Genomic DNA, 16,493 nt, shown 5'->3' on the forward strand with positions numbered 1-16,493 from the left:
ATTTGCACAATCGCAAAGGGGAAATAACTGTTGCCAAGCTGCATCGCCGTGGCAACTTCCGTCCTGGTGAGAGGAAATTGACTAGGTCCATCGGTGCGTAATGGTTTCCTCGGTCGCTCCCAAGCGCTACCGGTCGGCGCAATTGGTGAGTGAAATGAAGCGGTTGCGAGGTTAATATGAAGCGGGATGGATGCGGCGAGGCAGATTTTTCCTCCCCCGCCACGGCGAACGGAGAGGCGGTAAACTTGCCGGCTTGGCGCGATCTGCTCATTCACCATGCGCTTGCCTGGTACAGGGAAGCTGCAAAGGGGGGAGGGCCGACCGTCGGGGCGACCCTGAAATCGGCGATCGAGGCAGCGACGGGCCCCTTGGCCGGTGATCTTGTCAAATGTGTGGAATGCTATGCCCTTGGCGCGGCGACCTTGCGCGCGATGGAGGCGGGAGCGGCGGGCGATCCGCCACCGGAATTCACGCTTCGCCTTGCCGCGGTGCTTTCTGCGATTGCGGCCGGAGATGAGGCGCCTTCTCAAGCCCGGAAGCAAGAGCCAGCGGTGATCCAGAGCGATCTGTGGCAATTGCTTTACAAGGTGCGGGAAAGCGCGGAACTTGCCTATGCGCGCGAACTTGATCTGGTAGAACTGGATCGTCGCATCCTGTTCCTGCTGCACAATATCGGCCCGATGGTGCCGGCCGAAATCTCCGCCGCCGTGGGCGTGGACAAGGCGCAGGTCAGCCGGTCGGTCAAGCGCCTGCTCGACATCCGCATGGTGGAGCGCGACCAGTTGCGCGCACCGCTCCGCCTGACACGCAAGGGCCGCGACCATTCCGAGCGGCTGCTGCGTCTTGCCGAACTGCGCAACCGCGAACTCACCTTCGACATTGGCGATGCCGAACTGGAAGCCTTCTTTGCCGGGATCGAGAAACTGCTCGATCAGGCGGTGGTGCTGTATGAGCAGGAGCGCAAGCTGGGCCAGGGCGGGAATGGCGGCGGCGAAACGCCGCAATTCCCGCGTCCGGGCGCGCCGGTGGAGAGCGAGAGCCGTTCGGGCGAACGCATCGTGCTCGACCGGTCGCGGATCATCTCGCCGCTGATGACGCTCAGTTCCTATTTTAGCCGCAGCGGTTCGCTCGTATTCAAGCGGTTGACGGGGCTATCCAATTTCGAAGCATGGGTTCTCAACGAGATAGGGCGCGCTTCGCCCATTGAATGGAATGATCTGGTCGAGCGACTGGACCGCGATCACAGCCAGGCGGGGCGCACGGTGAACGCGCTGGTCGAGCGTGGCATTATCGAGCGGCGTGGCGGGCCGGGACGGCGGCACGGCAGCTTTGCGCCCACGGCAGAGGGCCAGCGCTTGTTCGACATCATTCAGGAGGCAAGCCGCCAGCGGAGCGCCTATCTGATGTCCCCCCTTTCGCCTGCCGAGCGCGACGCCTTTCTGGCCACCTTTGACAAGATTCGCCGCAACGCCATCGTTCAATTGGAGCGCGAGCGCGCGTTCGAGGAGCTGGGGCACCGCTGAAGTGCCGGAGCCAGAGCCAGCCTTTTGCTCGACCCTGCCTCAGCGCTGGCGGCGCACGCGAACCGATTCCTGATTATCGAAACGCATCAGGAAGCTGCCGAGCGCCCCCCTGCGGATCTCAACCACCGATCCGGCCTGCGGCGGACGGTAGCTGGCGCTGACTGAATTGCTGAAAATCCATTCCGCCCCATCTTCCAGCGTGAGAGCGTAAATGCCCGGCTGCCGCTGGCGGACTGACGATACGCGCGCATTGATGGAGAACGCCTCACCCGCAGGAGCGGAATTGAAACGGTCCGGCGTGCGCACATCTTCCCGGCCAAAGCCGCTGACGCCGCCGGAATTGCCAACCACGGCGGGGGCCGCGCCGCCTTGCGCCTGCACCTGTCCGGGGATGGTGTTGCGTGCGGTGCCACCGACATTGCGGATGTTGTTGTCGTAACAGGCTAGACGCGCGGTCGGATCGTCGATGCGCGAACATTCGCGCAGGATGTTGATTGCCACATCATCGGCAATCTGCGCGGTGGCAGGCGTGGCAAGAGCGGCCAGCGCAAAGGCGCAGGCAAAGGCTCCTGAAAGGACAGCGGCGGCGCGATGCGCGGTCATGATGTGAAGACTCTCCCTCTCGTGCCGGATAAACTGGCAATCCCACGGTCTTGGCGCAATAGGCTTGCGACCGATTGCCCGCAAGTGCTGGCCGGCACAAGGGCGCCAATCTGCACCAAGGCGTGAATAGTCACGGCCAGGGGCTTGAATCGGGGCGCCAAGTGTGATTCTCTACACGGCATGAACGCAATGTCTGCCCGTCGGGAAAAGCTGTTTCAGTATTTGGCGCTAGGATGGTTGCTTGCGCTGGGTGCGCTGGCTCTTGTTGGGCCGTTTGGTCTTTTGTCGTGGAGCGAGCTTTCTGCCAAGCTGGATGCCCGCAAGCAGCAGATTGCCGTTCTGGAGGAAGAGCGTGCCGTGCTCGACAACCGCAACCGGTTGCTTGATCCCAACAATGTCGACCCCGATCTGGGCAGCGAACTTGTGCGTCGCAACCTTAATGTCGTGCACCCTGATGAATATGTGATTGAGTTGGAAATGCAGCCGTAACGGTTGCTGCCGTCAGTCATTTTTGCCAAATCGGTTAATCGTGCGCGCAGGCCGTTGCAAGGTCCGGCTTCCTTTGCCTATAGCCTGTCACGCAAGTGGCACCGCTCCCCTTACGGTGCGCATCGGGACAGGTTGTTTTGGCCAGAAAATCAGGATCATCCGCTTCCTCTGCCGCCGCTTCGGGTGGGAGGACAGAATCAACGAACGCTGCCGGGGAAGGCGACAATTTCGAGCTGCGCAGCCTGCAGGATCGGTTCGCAGCAGACAAACGGTACAAGGCGTCTGCCGAGGAACTTCTCGGCTTCTATCAGAAGATGCTGCTCATCCGCCGCTTCGAGGAGCGGGCTGGCCAGCTTTACGGTCTCGGCCTGATCGGCGGTTTCTGCCACCTGTATATCGGGCAGGAAGCGGTGGCAGTGGGCCTCCAAAGCGCGCTGGAAGAGGGCAAGGACAGCGTCATTACCGGCTACCGCGATCATGGTCATATGCTGGCCTATGGCATTGATCCCAAGGTAATCATGGCCGAACTGACCGGGCGCGAGGCCGGGATCAGCCGGGGCAAGGGCGGTTCGATGCATATGTTCAGCACCGAGCACGCCTTTTACGGCGGGCACGGCATTGTGGGCGCGCAGGTCTCGCTGGGTGGGGGCCTTGCCTTTGCGCACCAGTACCGGGGTGATGGCGGGCTGTGCATGGCTTATTTCGGCGATGGCGCGGCGAACCAGGGTCAGGTTTACGAGACGATGAACATGGCGGCCCTGTGGAATTTGCCGATCATCTTTGTCGTTGAAAACAACCAGTATGCCATGGGCACATCGGTCAAGCGGTCGAGCGCCGAGACCGAGTTTTACCGCCGGGGCACCGCGTTCCGCATTCCGGGCATGGATGTAAACGGCATGGATGTGCTCGAAGTGCACCAGGCCGCGCGTATTGCGGTGGAGCACGTGCGCGGTGGGAACGGCCCGGTGCTGATGGAACTCAATACTTACCGCTATCGCGGCCACTCCATGTCCGATCCGGCCAAATATCGCACACGCGAGGAAGTGCAGGGCGTGCGCGAGAAGAGCGATCCCATTGAACTGGCCAAGGCCGAACTGCTGGAACTGGGCGTGACCGAGGACAGGTTGAAAGATATCGAAAAGGACATCCGCACCGCTGTGACCGAGGCGGCGGAATTTGCCGAAAACTCGCCAGAGCCGGATGCTGCCGAACTCTACACCGACGTGCTGGTGGGGAGCTACTGAGATGGCAATCGAACTGAAGATGCCCGCGCTCTCCCCCACGATGGAGGAAGGCACGCTGGCGAAATGGCTGGTGAAGGAAGGTGACAGCGTGTCGGCCGGCGATGTGCTGGCCGAGATCGAGACCGACAAGGCCACGATGGAATTTGAAAGCATCGATGAAGGCGTGGTTGGCAAAATCCTCGTGCCCGAGGGTGCGGAAAACGTGAAGGTCGGGACCGTGATCGCGGTGCTGACGGGCGAGGGCGAGGAGGCACCGGCCGCGCCTGCTGTGGCCACAGCTACTGCGCAAGCTGCTCCGGCGGCCGTTTCCGATGCCGCTCCGCAACGCCCTGCGGCAGCCGAACGTCCGGCCGATCCGGAAATCCCTGCCGGCACCAATATGCTCAAGCTGACCGTGCGCGAGGCGTTGCGCGATGCCATGGCGGAGGAGATGCGCCGGGACGACCGCGTCTTCGTGATGGGCGAGGAAGTGGCCGAGTATCAGGGCGCCTACAAGGTCACGCAAGGGTTGCTGGAAGAATTCGGCCCTCGCCGCGTGATTGATACCCCCATTACCGAATACGGTTTTGCCGGGATCGGCACCGGGGCGGCGATGGGCGGGTTGCGACCCGTGATCGAATTCATGACTTTCAATTTTGCCATGCAGGCGATTGATCACATCATCAATTCGGCCGCCAAGACCAATTACATGAGCGGCGGCCAGATGCGCTGCCCGGTGGTGTTCCGTGGCCCCAACGGCGCGGCCAGCCGCGTGGCGGCGCAGCACAGCCAGAACTTTGCCCCCTGGTATGCCGCCGTACCCGGCCTGATCGTGATCGCACCCTATGATGCGTCGGACGCCAAGGGCCTGCTCAAGGCGGCGATCCGCTGCGATGACCCGGTGGTGTTCCTGGAGAACGAGCTGGTTTACGGCAACAGCTTCGAAGTCGCCCAGTTGGACGATCACGTGCTGCCCATTGGCAAGGCGCGGATCATGCGTGAAGGGGCGGATGTCACCATTGTATCCTACAGCATTGGTGTGAAGTTCGCGCTGGAAGCGGCGGAAAAGCTGGCGGAAGAAGGCATTGATGCCGAAGTGATCGATCTGCGCACGCTGCGTCCGCTCGATACGGCCACGATCCTGCAAAGCCTGGCCAAGACCAACCGACTGGTGGTGGCGGAGGAAGGCTGGCCTGCCTGCTCCATCGCATCCGAAGTGATCTCTGTGTGCATGGAGCAGGGCTTTGATCTGCTCGATGCGCCGGTGCTGCGCGTCTGCAACGAGGATGTGCCGCTGCCCTATGCCGCCAATCTCGAAAAGCTCGCGCTGATTGACGCGGCCCGTATTGTCGCGGCGGCCAAGAAGGTATGTTACCGGGATTGATGGTGCTGGGGGCGGGGGCCTGCGCTCTCGCCCGGTGCCGGCAGCCTAACGCGGGCTGAAGGCGGTCGAACCAAAGCTGCCGCAATCGGCCTGCTGATCCGGTGAGGCGGGATCGCGCTGGTATATCTGCGACAAGTCGCGGTCATCGCGCACGGTGAAGCTGGCACGTGCCTGGATTGTTGCGGGAGCACCAAAGGGATTGCCGATGAGTGGCCGGTAATCATAGGCGATTTCCACGAACATCACCGCCTCATTGGCAAAGGCGATCACTTCCTCTCCCGGCGGGCCCATGCCGGGAAAGTCATCTTCCAGCCCGTCGCCTTCCATGCCGTAACTGGAATTGTGCCGCTTGTTTCCCATGCAGCGCTGCCAGTGGATATATTGTTCGTCTGCCGTACCCGGCACCACTTCCAGACTGCTGAGGATCACGCGCCCGCGACCATACAGATCCAGGTGCTGACCGGCTTGAATCTCTGCGCCATAGAACAGATCCTGGATATCGCTTTCATATATCTTGCGCTGCGTCAGCCGCGACTGTTCGCCAATGCGCGAGGCATTGTCCGCAATCTGCATGGCGAGCTGGTTGATCTGCATCTGCACAATGGCGCGGTTGGCCAATTCCAGTCCCATCAGGCCCATCCCCAGCAAGGCGGGAAAGATGATGGCGAATTCGGTCGCAGCAAGGCCAGCGGTATCGCGCAGCACCCGACGCCAGTGCCTCGCGGTTGCGGCAAAGGGCAGGCGGCGCATCACACGCAGTTCCCCACGCTCGGCTCGCGCACCTGCTGGCCGTAGGGCTGGTTCCGCAGGACAGTGCGCGCCACCGTGGTAATGTTTTCCTGCACCGGCATCAGCTTGTGCAGGGGGAAAAGCCGGTCATATTCCACGGTCACGATATAGATGACTGCATCGCGCGCGCCGCCCATGCCGCTTTTGCCGCGATCCTCGTCCCAGACGCCGTTACCGTTCACATCCTCGAACGGCTCATCATCGTTGCAGCGCCCGTCACCGTTGAGGTCGCTGTAGTCTTCCGGGCGCGATGCATCGGCAAAGTCGGCATAGGCGCGGCGCTGAAACGATATTTCCGCAGTCGGCACGATGTTCCGCACAACATCGCTCACCCGCTGGTCGATCGCGGTCTGGTTTCCTGCCGCGCCTTCAATGGTGGAATCGCGCGCCGCCTTCTGGATCGAGCCTTGCAGCAGCGAGGAGGTGTAGACATTGTACGACAGGTCAAACAGCCCGATCAGGGCGAGCAGCATCGCGGGCGCCACCAGCGCGAATTCCACCAGCGCCGCGCCGCGCTGGTCTTTCCGCAGGCGGCGCAGCACGACTGTCGGACGCGCGGGGGAAGCAAGCTTCCCCATCAGTTGATAATCCGCAGATCGCCCATGCGCCGGGCAATGTCGCTGAATGTCTGTTCCAGTTCCGCCGCGCTATCCGCCACGAAATAGCGGTCTCGTCCTGCGCAGTTTTCCATGATGGGATTGGCACCGCTGCCAAAGCTGATGACCCAGACCTGGATATTGCGTTTCTTCACTTCCTCGCAGGCGAAGGAGAAGCGGCTTTCCACGGTCTGCGTCAGCGTGCGGCTTGAACTCGGGCGCCACCGACGCCGGTCGAGCGGTTCGATGCCATAGGATGCATAGGAGACATCGAGCGGCGCTGTTTCGCCATCGGTCAGATAGATCAGGTGGCGCGTGGTAGGCGTGCTTCCGGTATCGGCATTCTCCGCCGCGAACAGCCCCGTGGGGGAAAGCAGCCGTCCACCCCAGATCATGCCGATATCGTGATAAGTGCTGCCGTTGACGATCAGATTGTCGACATAGCTCGCCACGCTGGCCGCATCCATCTCCGCCAGCTTGCGCGCGGGCGACGGGCAGACGCTGAAGCCCCACCACCAGGCATTCACGAAGTCGGCACGGGAGGTCACGACGCCCGGCGTGAACATTCCCGTGCCATTGGTGCGAACCTCGCGGATGAAGCTGAGTTCGTGCAGCATGGGCCGCCACTGCGTGGCCGGATTATTGGGGTTGGGCACCCGGTCAATATCCAGATCCAGCGCGCGGTTCAGATCGACATTGCTGTAATCGCTGATCTCGTAAGTATCACGTTCCTCGATACAGCCGCGATAGGTGACCGCCACCGGCTGGGGGCTGGCCGCCGTGCCGCCGATATTCATTGTGGTGGTGTTGGATGTGCGCAGGAAATCGAGATTGACCGTGGTGCGGGCATAGCGCCAGTCGGCCACGGCAACGGTCTCCGTGCCGGTGACGCGAAAGGCCCAGATGAAACGGTGGTTGTTGAAGGTGCGCGCGGTGACCTGAAAGCGGTTGGTATCGATCTGGGTGCAGGTGTAATCGATCCCGCGTTCCAGAATCCGCTGGTTGGTCCAGCCGTCACCATCCACCCACTCCGCCTCGATCACATGAGTGACCGTATCGGTGGGGCAGGTGGTTTGAATGGTTTGCGGGCTGTCGGTGAAACCACCGCTGACATAGGTGTAGCGCCCCTCGGTCGTCTCGCGCTCTTCGGTGCTGCCGGCGGGGCGGGCGCGGCGGGACTGGTAGGCCCAGCTATCCACCAGCCATTCGGGCCGCAGCAAATGGCCGACATTCACATTGGTGGCATAGGGCACAAAGCCGTAACGGATGCGTGTGCCGACCGGCTTGTTTGCCTCCATCTGTGCGTGGAAGCTCTTCACCGTCTTGCGCAGCGCCTGAATACGCGTCTCGCTGTCCCCCGGATTGGTCCACAGCATCGAACCGGTCGTGTCCAGCACCAGCATGATGTCGGTGTTCGTCATGTCGATCTGGGCCGAACAAGAGGCGCTGATTTCCAGCGTGTCGAAGCCGAACACGCCCATGATCGTGGTGTGCACATCTGCCGTGGCGGTGCCGCTGATCGACAGATCCTCCTCCAGCACCATCGCGAACTGGCGGTTGCGCGAGCCATAGGCGTCGTTGCGAAAATTGATGTTGAAGAAGCGCTGGCCGGTGTCGGCAACTGTATCGGGCACTGCACCGTTGACCGCCGCCAGCGTCCCCAACCGCTTGCGCGCCGCCAGCGTGCCGGCATCGCACGCCTGCTGCAATCGCGTCTGCGCCAGATAGCCGCGCCCCATGTCGATGCCGCTGCCAACCAGTGCAAGCAGGGGAAACAGCGCGGCGGCCGCGATCACGATCACATTGCCGCTGGCATCGCCGCGCAGGCGCGCAAAAGCGCCTTGCGCCTTTCGGCACATATCAGGAAGGGGCGCAATCTGGCGCCGCAACAGGGACAGTCGAGCCGTCATGCTGCACCTTCTAGGTCGGGCAGCGTAAGGGCATCGCGAATGAAGATGGTTAATTTGGTGAGGAATCGGGCCGAATTCAATGCACTACCCAGCGCAAGGCGTGGCTGCGGCCCCAGCGTGGCAAACTTTTGCCGATCAGGCCTTGACCCTGTGCCCTTGTCCGGGGGAAGGCGCAGGGGACATGACCAATGCCGAGGATCTTTCCGCTTTGCCGCTGGGCCTGCGACTGGCGCTGGCCTATGCCCCTTCGGCGGCGCTGCGCGAGGCCATGTTGACGCTGCTCCTGCTCGATCAGCGTCTGGCCGCAATCCTGCGGCAGGGCGGGGAGCCGGTGATCGCGCAGATCAAGCTGGCATGGTGGCGCGATCGGCTGGGGGAAGCGCCTGCGCATTGGCCTGCCGGCGAACCCTTGCTGGAACGTCTGCGCGCCTGGCCTGCGAAGCCGAAGGAGCTGGTGCCACTGGTCGATGGGTGGGAAGCGCTGCTGGGGGAGGATCTCACACTTTCCGCGATGGAGCAGTTTGCTGCCGGTCGCGCTGCCGGTTGGCAGGCGCTGGGAACAGCGGTCGAGGCAGACGCCATCGGACGGGCGGCGCGCGATTGGGCGCTGGCCGATCTGGCGCTGCATCTGGGCCGGGATGACGAGGCGGAGGCTGCACGGCGCCTTGTGCTGGGCGATCGCGGGCCTGCCTTGCGCCTTGGGCGGGCGGTGCGTCCGCTTGCCGTCCTGCGCGCACTCAGCCGCCGCGCGCTGGCGCGGCGGGCCGCCGAACTGATTGACGGGCCGGGTGCGTTGCTTGCCGCCTTGCGGAGCGGGCTTACGGGGCGCTAACGTCCCGGACTGGAAGGGGAATCGCAATGAACCGCGTGGTGCTGGGGGCGTTTGCCGCGCTGCTGATGGTGGGCCTTGGCTTGTTCTGGCTTCAGGGCAGGGCCGAGGTGGAGGAAGCCGCGCCTCCGCCTGCCCCCGCCATTGCCGGCCCGGCAGCGGACGAATTGCCCGAAGCGGACATCTCGGGCCTGCGCGGCCCCGCTCCGCCGGAAGTGACCGAACTGACGCGCGAGGAGCAGCGCTTCAACCGCTATGATCGCAACCGCGACAGCCGCATCAGCCGCAACGAAATGCTCTCCACCCGCACTTCGGCCTTCCGTGCGCTGGACAAGGACGGGAACAATTTGCTGACCTTCGAGGAATGGGCGGTCACCACCGCCACGCGTTTTGCCGGGCTGGATGTGAACGGCGATGGCATTCTCTCGCGCGAGGAATTTGCCCGCGGCGCCCCTACGCCCCGGCCCAGTTCCACCCCGGCCTGCCGCTGCTGATCGGTCAGGCGGGCACCCGTTCAAGGCTGGCGAGCCAGGTGCTGAAATCGGCTTTCGCCCGTTCGGTATAGGCTTCCTTGCGCGCCTTTTTCTTCACATCGGGCAAGGGAGGAAACAGGCCGAAATTGATGTTCATCGGCTGATAGCTATCCGCCTCTGCGTCGCCTGTCACATGGGCCAACAGCGCACCCAGCGCCGTTGTGCGCGGGGGTGAGGTCCAGGTCTCGCCCGCCAGCTCGGCCGCCGCCATCATGCCCGCCATCAGCCCCACCGCGCTGCTTTCGACATAGCCCTCGCAGCCCGTCACCTGCCCGGCAAAGCGGATGTGTTCGGCCCCCTTCAGCCGCAATTGCCGGTCGAGCAGCACGGGCGAATTGATGAAGGTGTTGCGGTGCATTCCACCCAGCCGGGCAAACTCGGCATTCTCCAGCCCCGGAATGGTGCGGAACAGGCGGACCTGTTCGGCATATTTCATCTTGGTCTGGAAGCCGACCATGTTCCACAGCGTGCCCAGCTTGTTGTCCTGCCGCAATTGCACCACGGCATAGGGCCAGCGGCCGTTCGGATGTTCCGGCGTTGCCCAATGCGGGTTGTCGAGGCCGACCGGCTTCATCGGCCCGAACCGCAGCGTTTCCACGCCGCGTTCGGCCATGACCTCGATCGGCATACAGCCTTCGAAATAGGGGGTGTCCGCCTCCCATTCCTTGAACTCGCCCTTTTCGGCGTCGAGCAAACCCTGATGAAATGCGAGATACTGCTCCTTCGTCATGGGGCAATTAATGTAATCCTTGCCCCCCTTGTCCCAACGCGCGGCCATCCAGCAGATGTCCATATTGATGGTGTCGCGGTGAACAATCGGGGCGATGGCGTCGAAAAAGGCGAGGCGATCCTCTCCGGTAATCTTTACAATGCTTTGCGCCAGCGACGGCGCGGTCAGCGGCCCGGTGGCGACGATGGTGAGGCCGCTGGCGGGCAATTCGTCCACCCTTTCGCGCACCACCGTGACATTGGGGTGGTTTTCCAGCGCCTTCTGCACCTCGGCGCTGAACACATCGCGGTCCACCGCCATGGCGCTGCCCGCAGGAACACGCGCCACTTCGCCCGCTTGCATGACAAGGCTGCCCAGCCGCCGCATTTCGTGGTGCAGCAGGCCCACCGCGTTCTTCTCGTCATCGTCCGAGCGGAAGGAGTTGGAGCAGACCAGTTCGGCCAGCCCATCGGTCTGGTGCGCAGGCGTCGTATCGCCGCCTCCGCGCATTTCGGAGAGGCGCACCTTCGCCCCGCGGCGCGCCAGCTGCCAGGCTGCCTCGCTACCCGCCAGGCCGCCGCCAATGATATGCACATCGAATGTCATGGCAGCGGCTTGCAGCGCGGGCGCGTTCGGGTCAAGACTTTGCCCCATGAGCCGACAAGCCCTTGCCGACAAACGCCCCTTCCTGCTGCTGAGCGTGGCGGCCGCGCTGGCGTTTTATTACCTGCGCTGGACAGCCTTTCCCGAATTCTACCTGATCCCGGTAAAGGGCGCGGCGGTGGCCATGCTGGCGGTTTACGCCTTTGTCCGCCATTCCGGCCCCGATGCCCGGCTGCTGGCATGGGCACTGGGCATGGCATCGGCGGGCGACATGGCGATGGAGGTCGATCAGCAGATCGGCGGCCTGCTGTTCTTCGGGTTTCACGTGCTGGCGATGGGTGTGTTCCTGCGCCACCGTCGCCCGGATATGGCAGGCACGCAAAAGGCATTGGCCGCTATCCTGCTGCTGCTTACCCCGCTGATCGCCTGGTTGCTGACCGGCGAGACGCAGGTGGCGGTTTACGCGCTGGCGCTGGGCGCAATGGCGGCAAGCGCCTGGGCCAGCGCCTTTCCGCGCTACCGCGTGGGGGCAGGGGCCGTATTGTTCGTGGTCAGCGACCTGCTGATCTTCGCCCGCATGGGGCCTTTGGCAGGCAGCTTCATGGCCGAGGTCATGATCTGGCCGACCTACTATCTCGGCATTTTCCTGATTGCGACCGGGGTGGTGCAATCGCTGCGGAAATGGGAACCGGAATTGCGCGTGGTGAAGTGACGCGAAAGTGACGAAGTTGACATCGTGACAATCGCCCAATCTTGCGATTTATGTCAAATATACAGATATTTACGCGGAAAAGGCAAAGTTGACACCTTGGCCGCCGGAAAACGGTAGACTGAGGATTGCCGACAATGGGTAAGAGCCGCAAGGCCCATGGGCCGATGCTGACCTTGTAGGAAAGGGCAGCGTGCCGGGGCAGGGCCTTGCGCCCCGCCCGCGGCAAATGGTGGCAGCCCTATTCGCTGCCCTCGGGCGGACCCGGTATTTCGCCAGAACGCGCCGCGATTTCCGCTGCCACCGCTTCTTCGGCGGCATTCTCCGGCTCTTCCTCTTCGTCGAGGCGCACCGCGCTCACCACCTGTTCGCCCTCGGCCACGGTGAACAGACGCACACCGGCAGAGCCGCGCCCGATGACGCGCAGCGTATCAAGTCCGATACGGATCAGCTTGGCCTGGTCGGTCACCAGCATCAACTGGTCGGCCTGCGTTGCGGGGAAGCTGGCGACAACCGGGCCGTTGCGGGCAATATTGTCGATATTGGTGATCCCCTGGCCGCCGCGCCCCGTGCGCCGGTATTCATAGGCGCTGGACAATTTGCCATAGCCATTGGCGCAAACAGTAAGGATGAATTGCTCGCGTGCGGCGAGTTCGGCCATGCGTTCCGGCGAAAGCGAAGGTTCGCCTTCCTTCTCGCCCTTCCATGGTGCGAAGCGGACATATTCGTCGCGCTCCTCGCTCGTCGTGCCCACACGGTGCAGGATCGACAGGCTGATGACCTCGTCATCACCCTTCAGCACCATGCCGCGCACCCCGGTGCTTGTGCGGCTCTGGAATTCGCGCACCTCGTCCCCGGCAAAGCGGATCGCCTTGCCCTGGCGGGTGGCGAGCAGCACATCATCGCTCGGCTCCAGCAGGGCCACGCCAATCAGCTTGTCCTCGCTACCGTCCTCAAAACGCATCGCGAATTTTCCGTTGCTGGGGATATTGGCGAAGGAATCCATGCTGTTGCGGCGCACATTGCCCTTGGCCGTGGCGAATACCACGCTCAGCGCTCCCCAGCTTGCCTCGTCCTCTGGCAAGGGCAGCACGGTGGCAATCGTCTCGTCCTTGTCCAGCGCGGGCAACAGATTGATGATGGGGCGCCCGCGCGTATTCGGCCCGCCTTCGGGCAGCTTCCACACTTTCAGCCGGTACACCTTGCCCGCGCTGGAGAAGAACAGCACCGGATTGTGCGTGCTGGTGACGAACATATTCGACACCGCATCCTCGTCCTTGGTGCTCATCCCGCTGCGGCCCTTGCCGCCGCGATGCTGCGCGCGGAAGGTGGAAAGCGGCGTGCGCTTGATGTAGCCGTCGAGGGTGACGGTGACGACCATCTCGTCGCGCTCGATCAGATCCTCGTCCTCGATCCCGTCCCATGCAGGCGCGATTTCGGACAGGCGCGGGGTGGCGAACAATTCGCGGATTTCGACCAGTTCGGCGCGCAGCACGGCGTAAAGCCGCGCACGGTCGCCCAGAATGGCAAGATATTCGGCAATCGCCGCGGCCAGTTCCTTCAGCTCGCCACCGATCTCGTCGCGTCCCAGCGCGGTCAGGCGGTGCAGGCGCAGGTCAAGGATCGCCTTGACCTGCCGTTCCGACAGGCGATAGGTGCCGCCGGCTTCGGTCGCGCTCGGCTCGATCGCTTCGACCAGCGCGATATATTGCGCGATATCGCCAATCGGCCATTCGCGCGCCATCAGCTTGGCGCGGGCTTCTGCCGGATTGGGCGAGGAGCGGATCATGGCCACCACCTCGTCCAGATTGGATACCGCCACCACGAGGCCGAGCAGGATATGCGCCCGTTCGCGCGCCTTGTTCAGTTCAAACTTGGTGCGCCGGGTGATGACCTGTTCGCGGAAAGTGATGAAGGAGTGGATGATGTCCCGCAGCGCCAGGGTTTCGGGGCGTCCGCCGCGGATGGCCAGCATATTGGCGGGGAAGCTCGCCTGTGCGGGCGTGTAGCGCCAGATCTGGTTGAGCACGACTTCGGGCGAGGCGTCGCGCTTCAGTTCGATAACCACGCGCATACCTTCGCGGCTCGATTCGTCGCGGATGTCGGAAATGCCTTCGATCCGCTTGTCCTTCGCGGCTTCGGCAATCTTCTCGACCAGCCCGGATTTGCCGACCTGGAAGGGGATGGAGGTGAGCACGATCGACACGCGGTCGTTCCGGCCGGTCTCGATCTCGTGCCGGGCGCGCATCAGGATGGAACCGCGCCCGGTGGTATAGGCATTGCGCGCCCCGCTTTGCCCCAGAATCAGCGGGGCGGTGGGGAAATCGGGGCCGGGGATGAACTGCATCAGCTCTTCGGAGGTGATGCCCGGATTGTCGAGATAGGCAAGGCACCCGTCGATCACTTCGCCCAGATTGTGCGGCGGGATGTTGGTGGCCATGCCCACGGCAATGCCGCCTGCGCCGTTGACCAGCAGATTGGGGAAGCGGGCGGGCAGAACCGAAGGCTCCTGCCGCGAGCCATCGTAATTGTCGACGAAATCGACCGTATCCTTGTCGAGATCGTCGAGCAGGTAATTGGCCACCCGCGCCAGCCGCGCTTCGGTATAGCGCATGGAGGCCGGCGGATCGGGGTCCATGCTGCCGAAATTGCCCTGACCATCGATCAGCGGCACACGCATCGACCAGTCCTGCGTCATGCGGGCCAGCGCATCGTAGATCGCGCTGTCGCCGTGCGGGTGATAATTGCCCATCACGTCGCCCACGATCTTGGCGCTCTTGCGGTAAGGGCGCCCGGCGACAAAGCCGCCTTCCTGGCTGGCGTAAAGGATGCGGCGGTGAACGGGTTTCAACCCGTCGCGCACATCGGGCAGCGCGCGCGCCACGATCACGCTCATCGCGTAATCGAGATAGCTCGACTTCATCTCATCGACGATGTCGATGCGTTCATACTCGCCGGGGCCCGGCGTAAGGATATCAGTTTCGTCGCTCACCTGCGGATATCGCCCGTTTTTCTAGTGTGTGGGATTAGGCCCCGCGACCCTAGGCCATAGGGCAGGGATAGGCCAGCGCAAGCGGGCCTGCGCGGCCCCCGCCGGGCCTTCTTATCCACATTTGGGAACCTGTTGATGAACGGAAGGGTTGCGCAGATGTTCAATCGCCATTCAGTCCATTGGCCGTAACACGCATTTGCAATCCGGCGCATTCCATTGCAGTAGCGCCAAAAGTCAGAATACGGGATAAAACAGCTCCATTTCCATCCCCCCACTCGGTTCCCGGTTCGGCACATTGGCCGGGGATTAATCAGGAGAGTTGATTGATGCTTCGCCACTCCAGCAGCACTGCGCTGACCTTCCGGAAAAAGGGCCTTGCCTCGGCTGTGGCCATGGCGGTTGCCCTTGCCGGCGGCACCATGGCCGTTTCCTCCGCGCTGGTCGCCCCTGCTGCCGCGCAATCCTACAGCCGCAATTTCGTGTCGGTCTATCAACCGGTTGCCAATGTCGTGAACGCCGAAGGCGGCGATATCGCTTCGGTAGCGGGGCAGTTCCCCGCGATCGTCGCGGCATCGGTTTCGGCGGATGAGCAGCTGGCCACGGGCAGCCTGCTGCTGCAGGCCGGCATCAAGGCAAGCAATCCGGCCTGGCAGCGTCAGGGTCTGGAAATGCAGGTCAACAGCGGCAAGCTGGCGCCTGAAACCGCGGCGGAGTTCAACTATTTCATCGGGCGCCTTGCGTTTGATGCGCGCGATTATGCCGGTGCACGCGCCTCGCTCGCACGGGCGACGGCTGCGGGTTATTCGGCCCCCGATATTGAAGGCATCATTGCCGATACATATTACCAGTCGGGCGATGTGCCTGCGGGCCTTGCCTATGTACGCCAGCAGGTGGCGGCGAACGCGGCCGCCGGGAGGTCGACACCCGAACCCTTGCTGCTGCGCGCGCTGCAAGCGGCCTACACGGCACGCCTCAATGCCGAATCGATCGACGCATCGGAAATGCTGGTGAAGGCGCACCCCACGCGCGACAACTGGCTGCGCGCCCTGCAGGTCGCGTTGTCGATCGGCGATTTCGACGAAGGCGCGCGGCTTGATCTCCTGCGCCTCATGCGCGTCACCAACACGCTGACTGAACGCGGCGAATACATCACCTATATCGAGACAGCCGATCCGCGCATCATGTCCAATGAACTGGACGGTGTGCTGACGGCGGCGGCGGATGCCGGCCTCATCTCGCGTTCGGACGAGTATTACGAGGAAGTGCGCACGATCATTGCCAGCCGCATGGCGGGCGACCGCGCGGATGCACCCGATCTGGTCGCCGATGCCCGCCGGGCCGCCACGGGGCGCGATGCGCTCGCAGCAGGCGATGTGCTCTATTCGCTGAGCGATTATGCGGGTGCGGAAGAAATGTATGCGCTGGCGATCCAGAAGGGCGGGGTGGACACCAACACGGTTCTGACCCGTCTCGGCATGATGCAGGCGTGGCAAGGCAAGGCGGCCGACGCGCAGGCCACGCTGTCGCAGGTAACCGGCGAGCGGGCGATCGTGGCGCGGATGTGGGCCGCCTACGCCGCCACGCGCGGCTAACCGCCGCCA

Annotated in this window: 14 protein-coding genes; 8 read left to right on the forward strand and 6 right to left on the reverse strand. The window is 63.2% G+C overall.

Annotated features, from left to right (window positions below):
- Positions 1-368: 368 nt before the first annotated feature.
- Entirely contained in the window at positions 369-1,523 is a 1,155-nt protein-coding gene (locus WFP44_RS03395; protein WP_336924945.1) for a MarR family winged helix-turn-helix transcriptional regulator, read from the forward strand.
- A gap of 39 nt (positions 1,524-1,562) precedes the next feature.
- Here WFP44_RS03395 and WFP44_RS03400 read toward each other — a convergent pair whose 3' ends face one another.
- Positions 1,563-2,126 carry a hypothetical protein gene (locus WFP44_RS03400; protein ID WP_336924946.1) on the reverse strand — a complete coding sequence of 188 codons (564 nt, stop codon included), beginning with the start codon at positions 2,124-2,126 and terminating at the stop codon, positions 1,563-1,565.
- A gap of 180 nt (positions 2,127-2,306) precedes the next feature.
- On the opposite strand from WFP44_RS03400, the gene WFP44_RS03405 reads away from it, so the two are divergent.
- The 3 genes from WFP44_RS03405 to WFP44_RS03415 all read left to right on the forward strand — a co-directional run bounded on the left by WFP44_RS03405 (position 2,307) and on the right by WFP44_RS03415 (position 5,222).
- Positions 2,307-2,615 (forward strand): FtsB family cell division protein, encoded by a 309-nt coding sequence (locus WFP44_RS03405; protein WP_336924947.1) that lies wholly within the window; start codon positions 2,307-2,309, stop codon positions 2,613-2,615.
- 233 nt (positions 2,616-2,848) lie between these two features.
- Positions 2,849-3,859, forward strand: coding sequence for a pyruvate dehydrogenase (acetyl-transferring) E1 component subunit alpha (gene pdhA, locus WFP44_RS03410; RefSeq protein ID WP_336925044.1), 1,011 nt, complete (start codon positions 2,849-2,851; stop codon positions 3,857-3,859).
- A 1-nt stretch (position 3,860) separates the two neighbouring features.
- Positions 3,861-5,222, forward strand: a complete 1,362-nt coding sequence (locus tag WFP44_RS03415) for a pyruvate dehydrogenase complex E1 component subunit beta (RefSeq protein ID WP_336924948.1) — start codon at positions 3,861-3,863, stop codon at positions 5,220-5,222.
- Positions 5,223-5,267: 45 nt separating this feature from the next.
- Here the strand turns inward: WFP44_RS03415 and WFP44_RS03420 are convergent, their stop codons facing one another.
- Genes WFP44_RS03420 through WFP44_RS03430 form a run of 3 tightly spaced genes read right to left on the reverse strand, consistent with a single transcriptional unit; the run spans position 5,268 to position 8,517 of the window.
- Entirely contained in the window at positions 5,268-5,972 is a 705-nt protein-coding gene (locus tag WFP44_RS03420; protein WP_336924949.1) for a TadE/TadG family type IV pilus assembly protein, read from the reverse strand.
- Entirely contained in the window at positions 5,972-6,589 is a 618-nt protein-coding gene (locus tag WFP44_RS03425) for a TadE/TadG family type IV pilus assembly protein (RefSeq protein WP_336924950.1), read from the reverse strand. Before WFP44_RS03425 ends, WFP44_RS03420 begins: the two co-directional genes overlap by 1 nt.
- Positions 6,589-8,517, reverse strand: a complete 1,929-nt coding sequence (locus tag WFP44_RS03430) for a Tad domain-containing protein (protein WP_336924951.1) — start codon at positions 8,515-8,517, stop codon at positions 6,589-6,591. Before WFP44_RS03430 ends, WFP44_RS03425 begins: the two co-directional genes overlap by 1 nt.
- A 181-nt stretch (positions 8,518-8,698) precedes the next feature.
- Here WFP44_RS03430 and WFP44_RS03435 point away from each other — a divergent pair, with 181 nt between their 5' ends.
- Complete coding sequence (locus WFP44_RS03435; protein ID WP_336924952.1) at positions 8,699-9,349, forward strand: hypothetical protein; 651 nt, start codon at positions 8,699-8,701, stop codon at positions 9,347-9,349.
- A gap of 26 nt (positions 9,350-9,375) precedes the next feature.
- Positions 9,376-9,840 (forward strand): EF-hand domain-containing protein, encoded by a 465-nt coding sequence (locus WFP44_RS03440; RefSeq protein ID WP_336924953.1) that lies wholly within the window; start codon positions 9,376-9,378, stop codon positions 9,838-9,840.
- Positions 9,841-9,844: 4 nt separating this feature from the next.
- Here the strand turns inward: WFP44_RS03440 and trmFO are convergent, their stop codons facing one another.
- Positions 9,845-11,194 carry a methylenetetrahydrofolate--tRNA-(uracil(54)-C(5))-methyltransferase (FADH(2)-oxidizing) TrmFO gene (gene trmFO, locus WFP44_RS03445; RefSeq protein ID WP_336924954.1) on the reverse strand — a complete coding sequence of 450 codons (1,350 nt, stop codon included), beginning with the start codon at positions 11,192-11,194 and terminating at the stop codon, positions 9,845-9,847.
- A gap of 46 nt (positions 11,195-11,240) precedes the next feature.
- Between trmFO and WFP44_RS03450 the strand changes: the two genes are divergently transcribed.
- The gene (locus tag WFP44_RS03450) at positions 11,241-11,903 is read left to right on the forward strand and encodes a lysoplasmalogenase family protein (protein ID WP_336924955.1); all 663 of its coding nucleotides are present in this window, start codon (positions 11,241-11,243) and stop codon (positions 11,901-11,903) included.
- A 238-nt stretch (positions 11,904-12,141) separates the two neighbouring features.
- On the opposite strand, the gene gyrA is transcribed toward WFP44_RS03450, so the two are convergent.
- Positions 12,142-14,892 (reverse strand): DNA gyrase subunit A, encoded by a 2,751-nt coding sequence (gyrA, locus tag WFP44_RS03455; protein ID WP_336924956.1) that lies wholly within the window; start codon positions 14,890-14,892, stop codon positions 12,142-12,144.
- 326 nt (positions 14,893-15,218) lie between these two features.
- Between gyrA and WFP44_RS03460 the strand changes: the two genes are divergently transcribed.
- On the forward strand, positions 15,219-16,484 hold the full coding sequence (locus tag WFP44_RS03460) for a hypothetical protein (RefSeq protein ID WP_336924957.1): 1,266 nt from the start codon (positions 15,219-15,221) through the stop codon (positions 16,482-16,484).
- Positions 16,485-16,493: the final 9 nt, after the last annotated feature.

It is taken from the genome of Alteraurantiacibacter palmitatis (genome assembly GCF_037154115.1).
GTDB lineage: Bacteria > Pseudomonadota > Alphaproteobacteria > Sphingomonadales > Sphingomonadaceae > Alteraurantiacibacter > Alteraurantiacibacter palmitatis.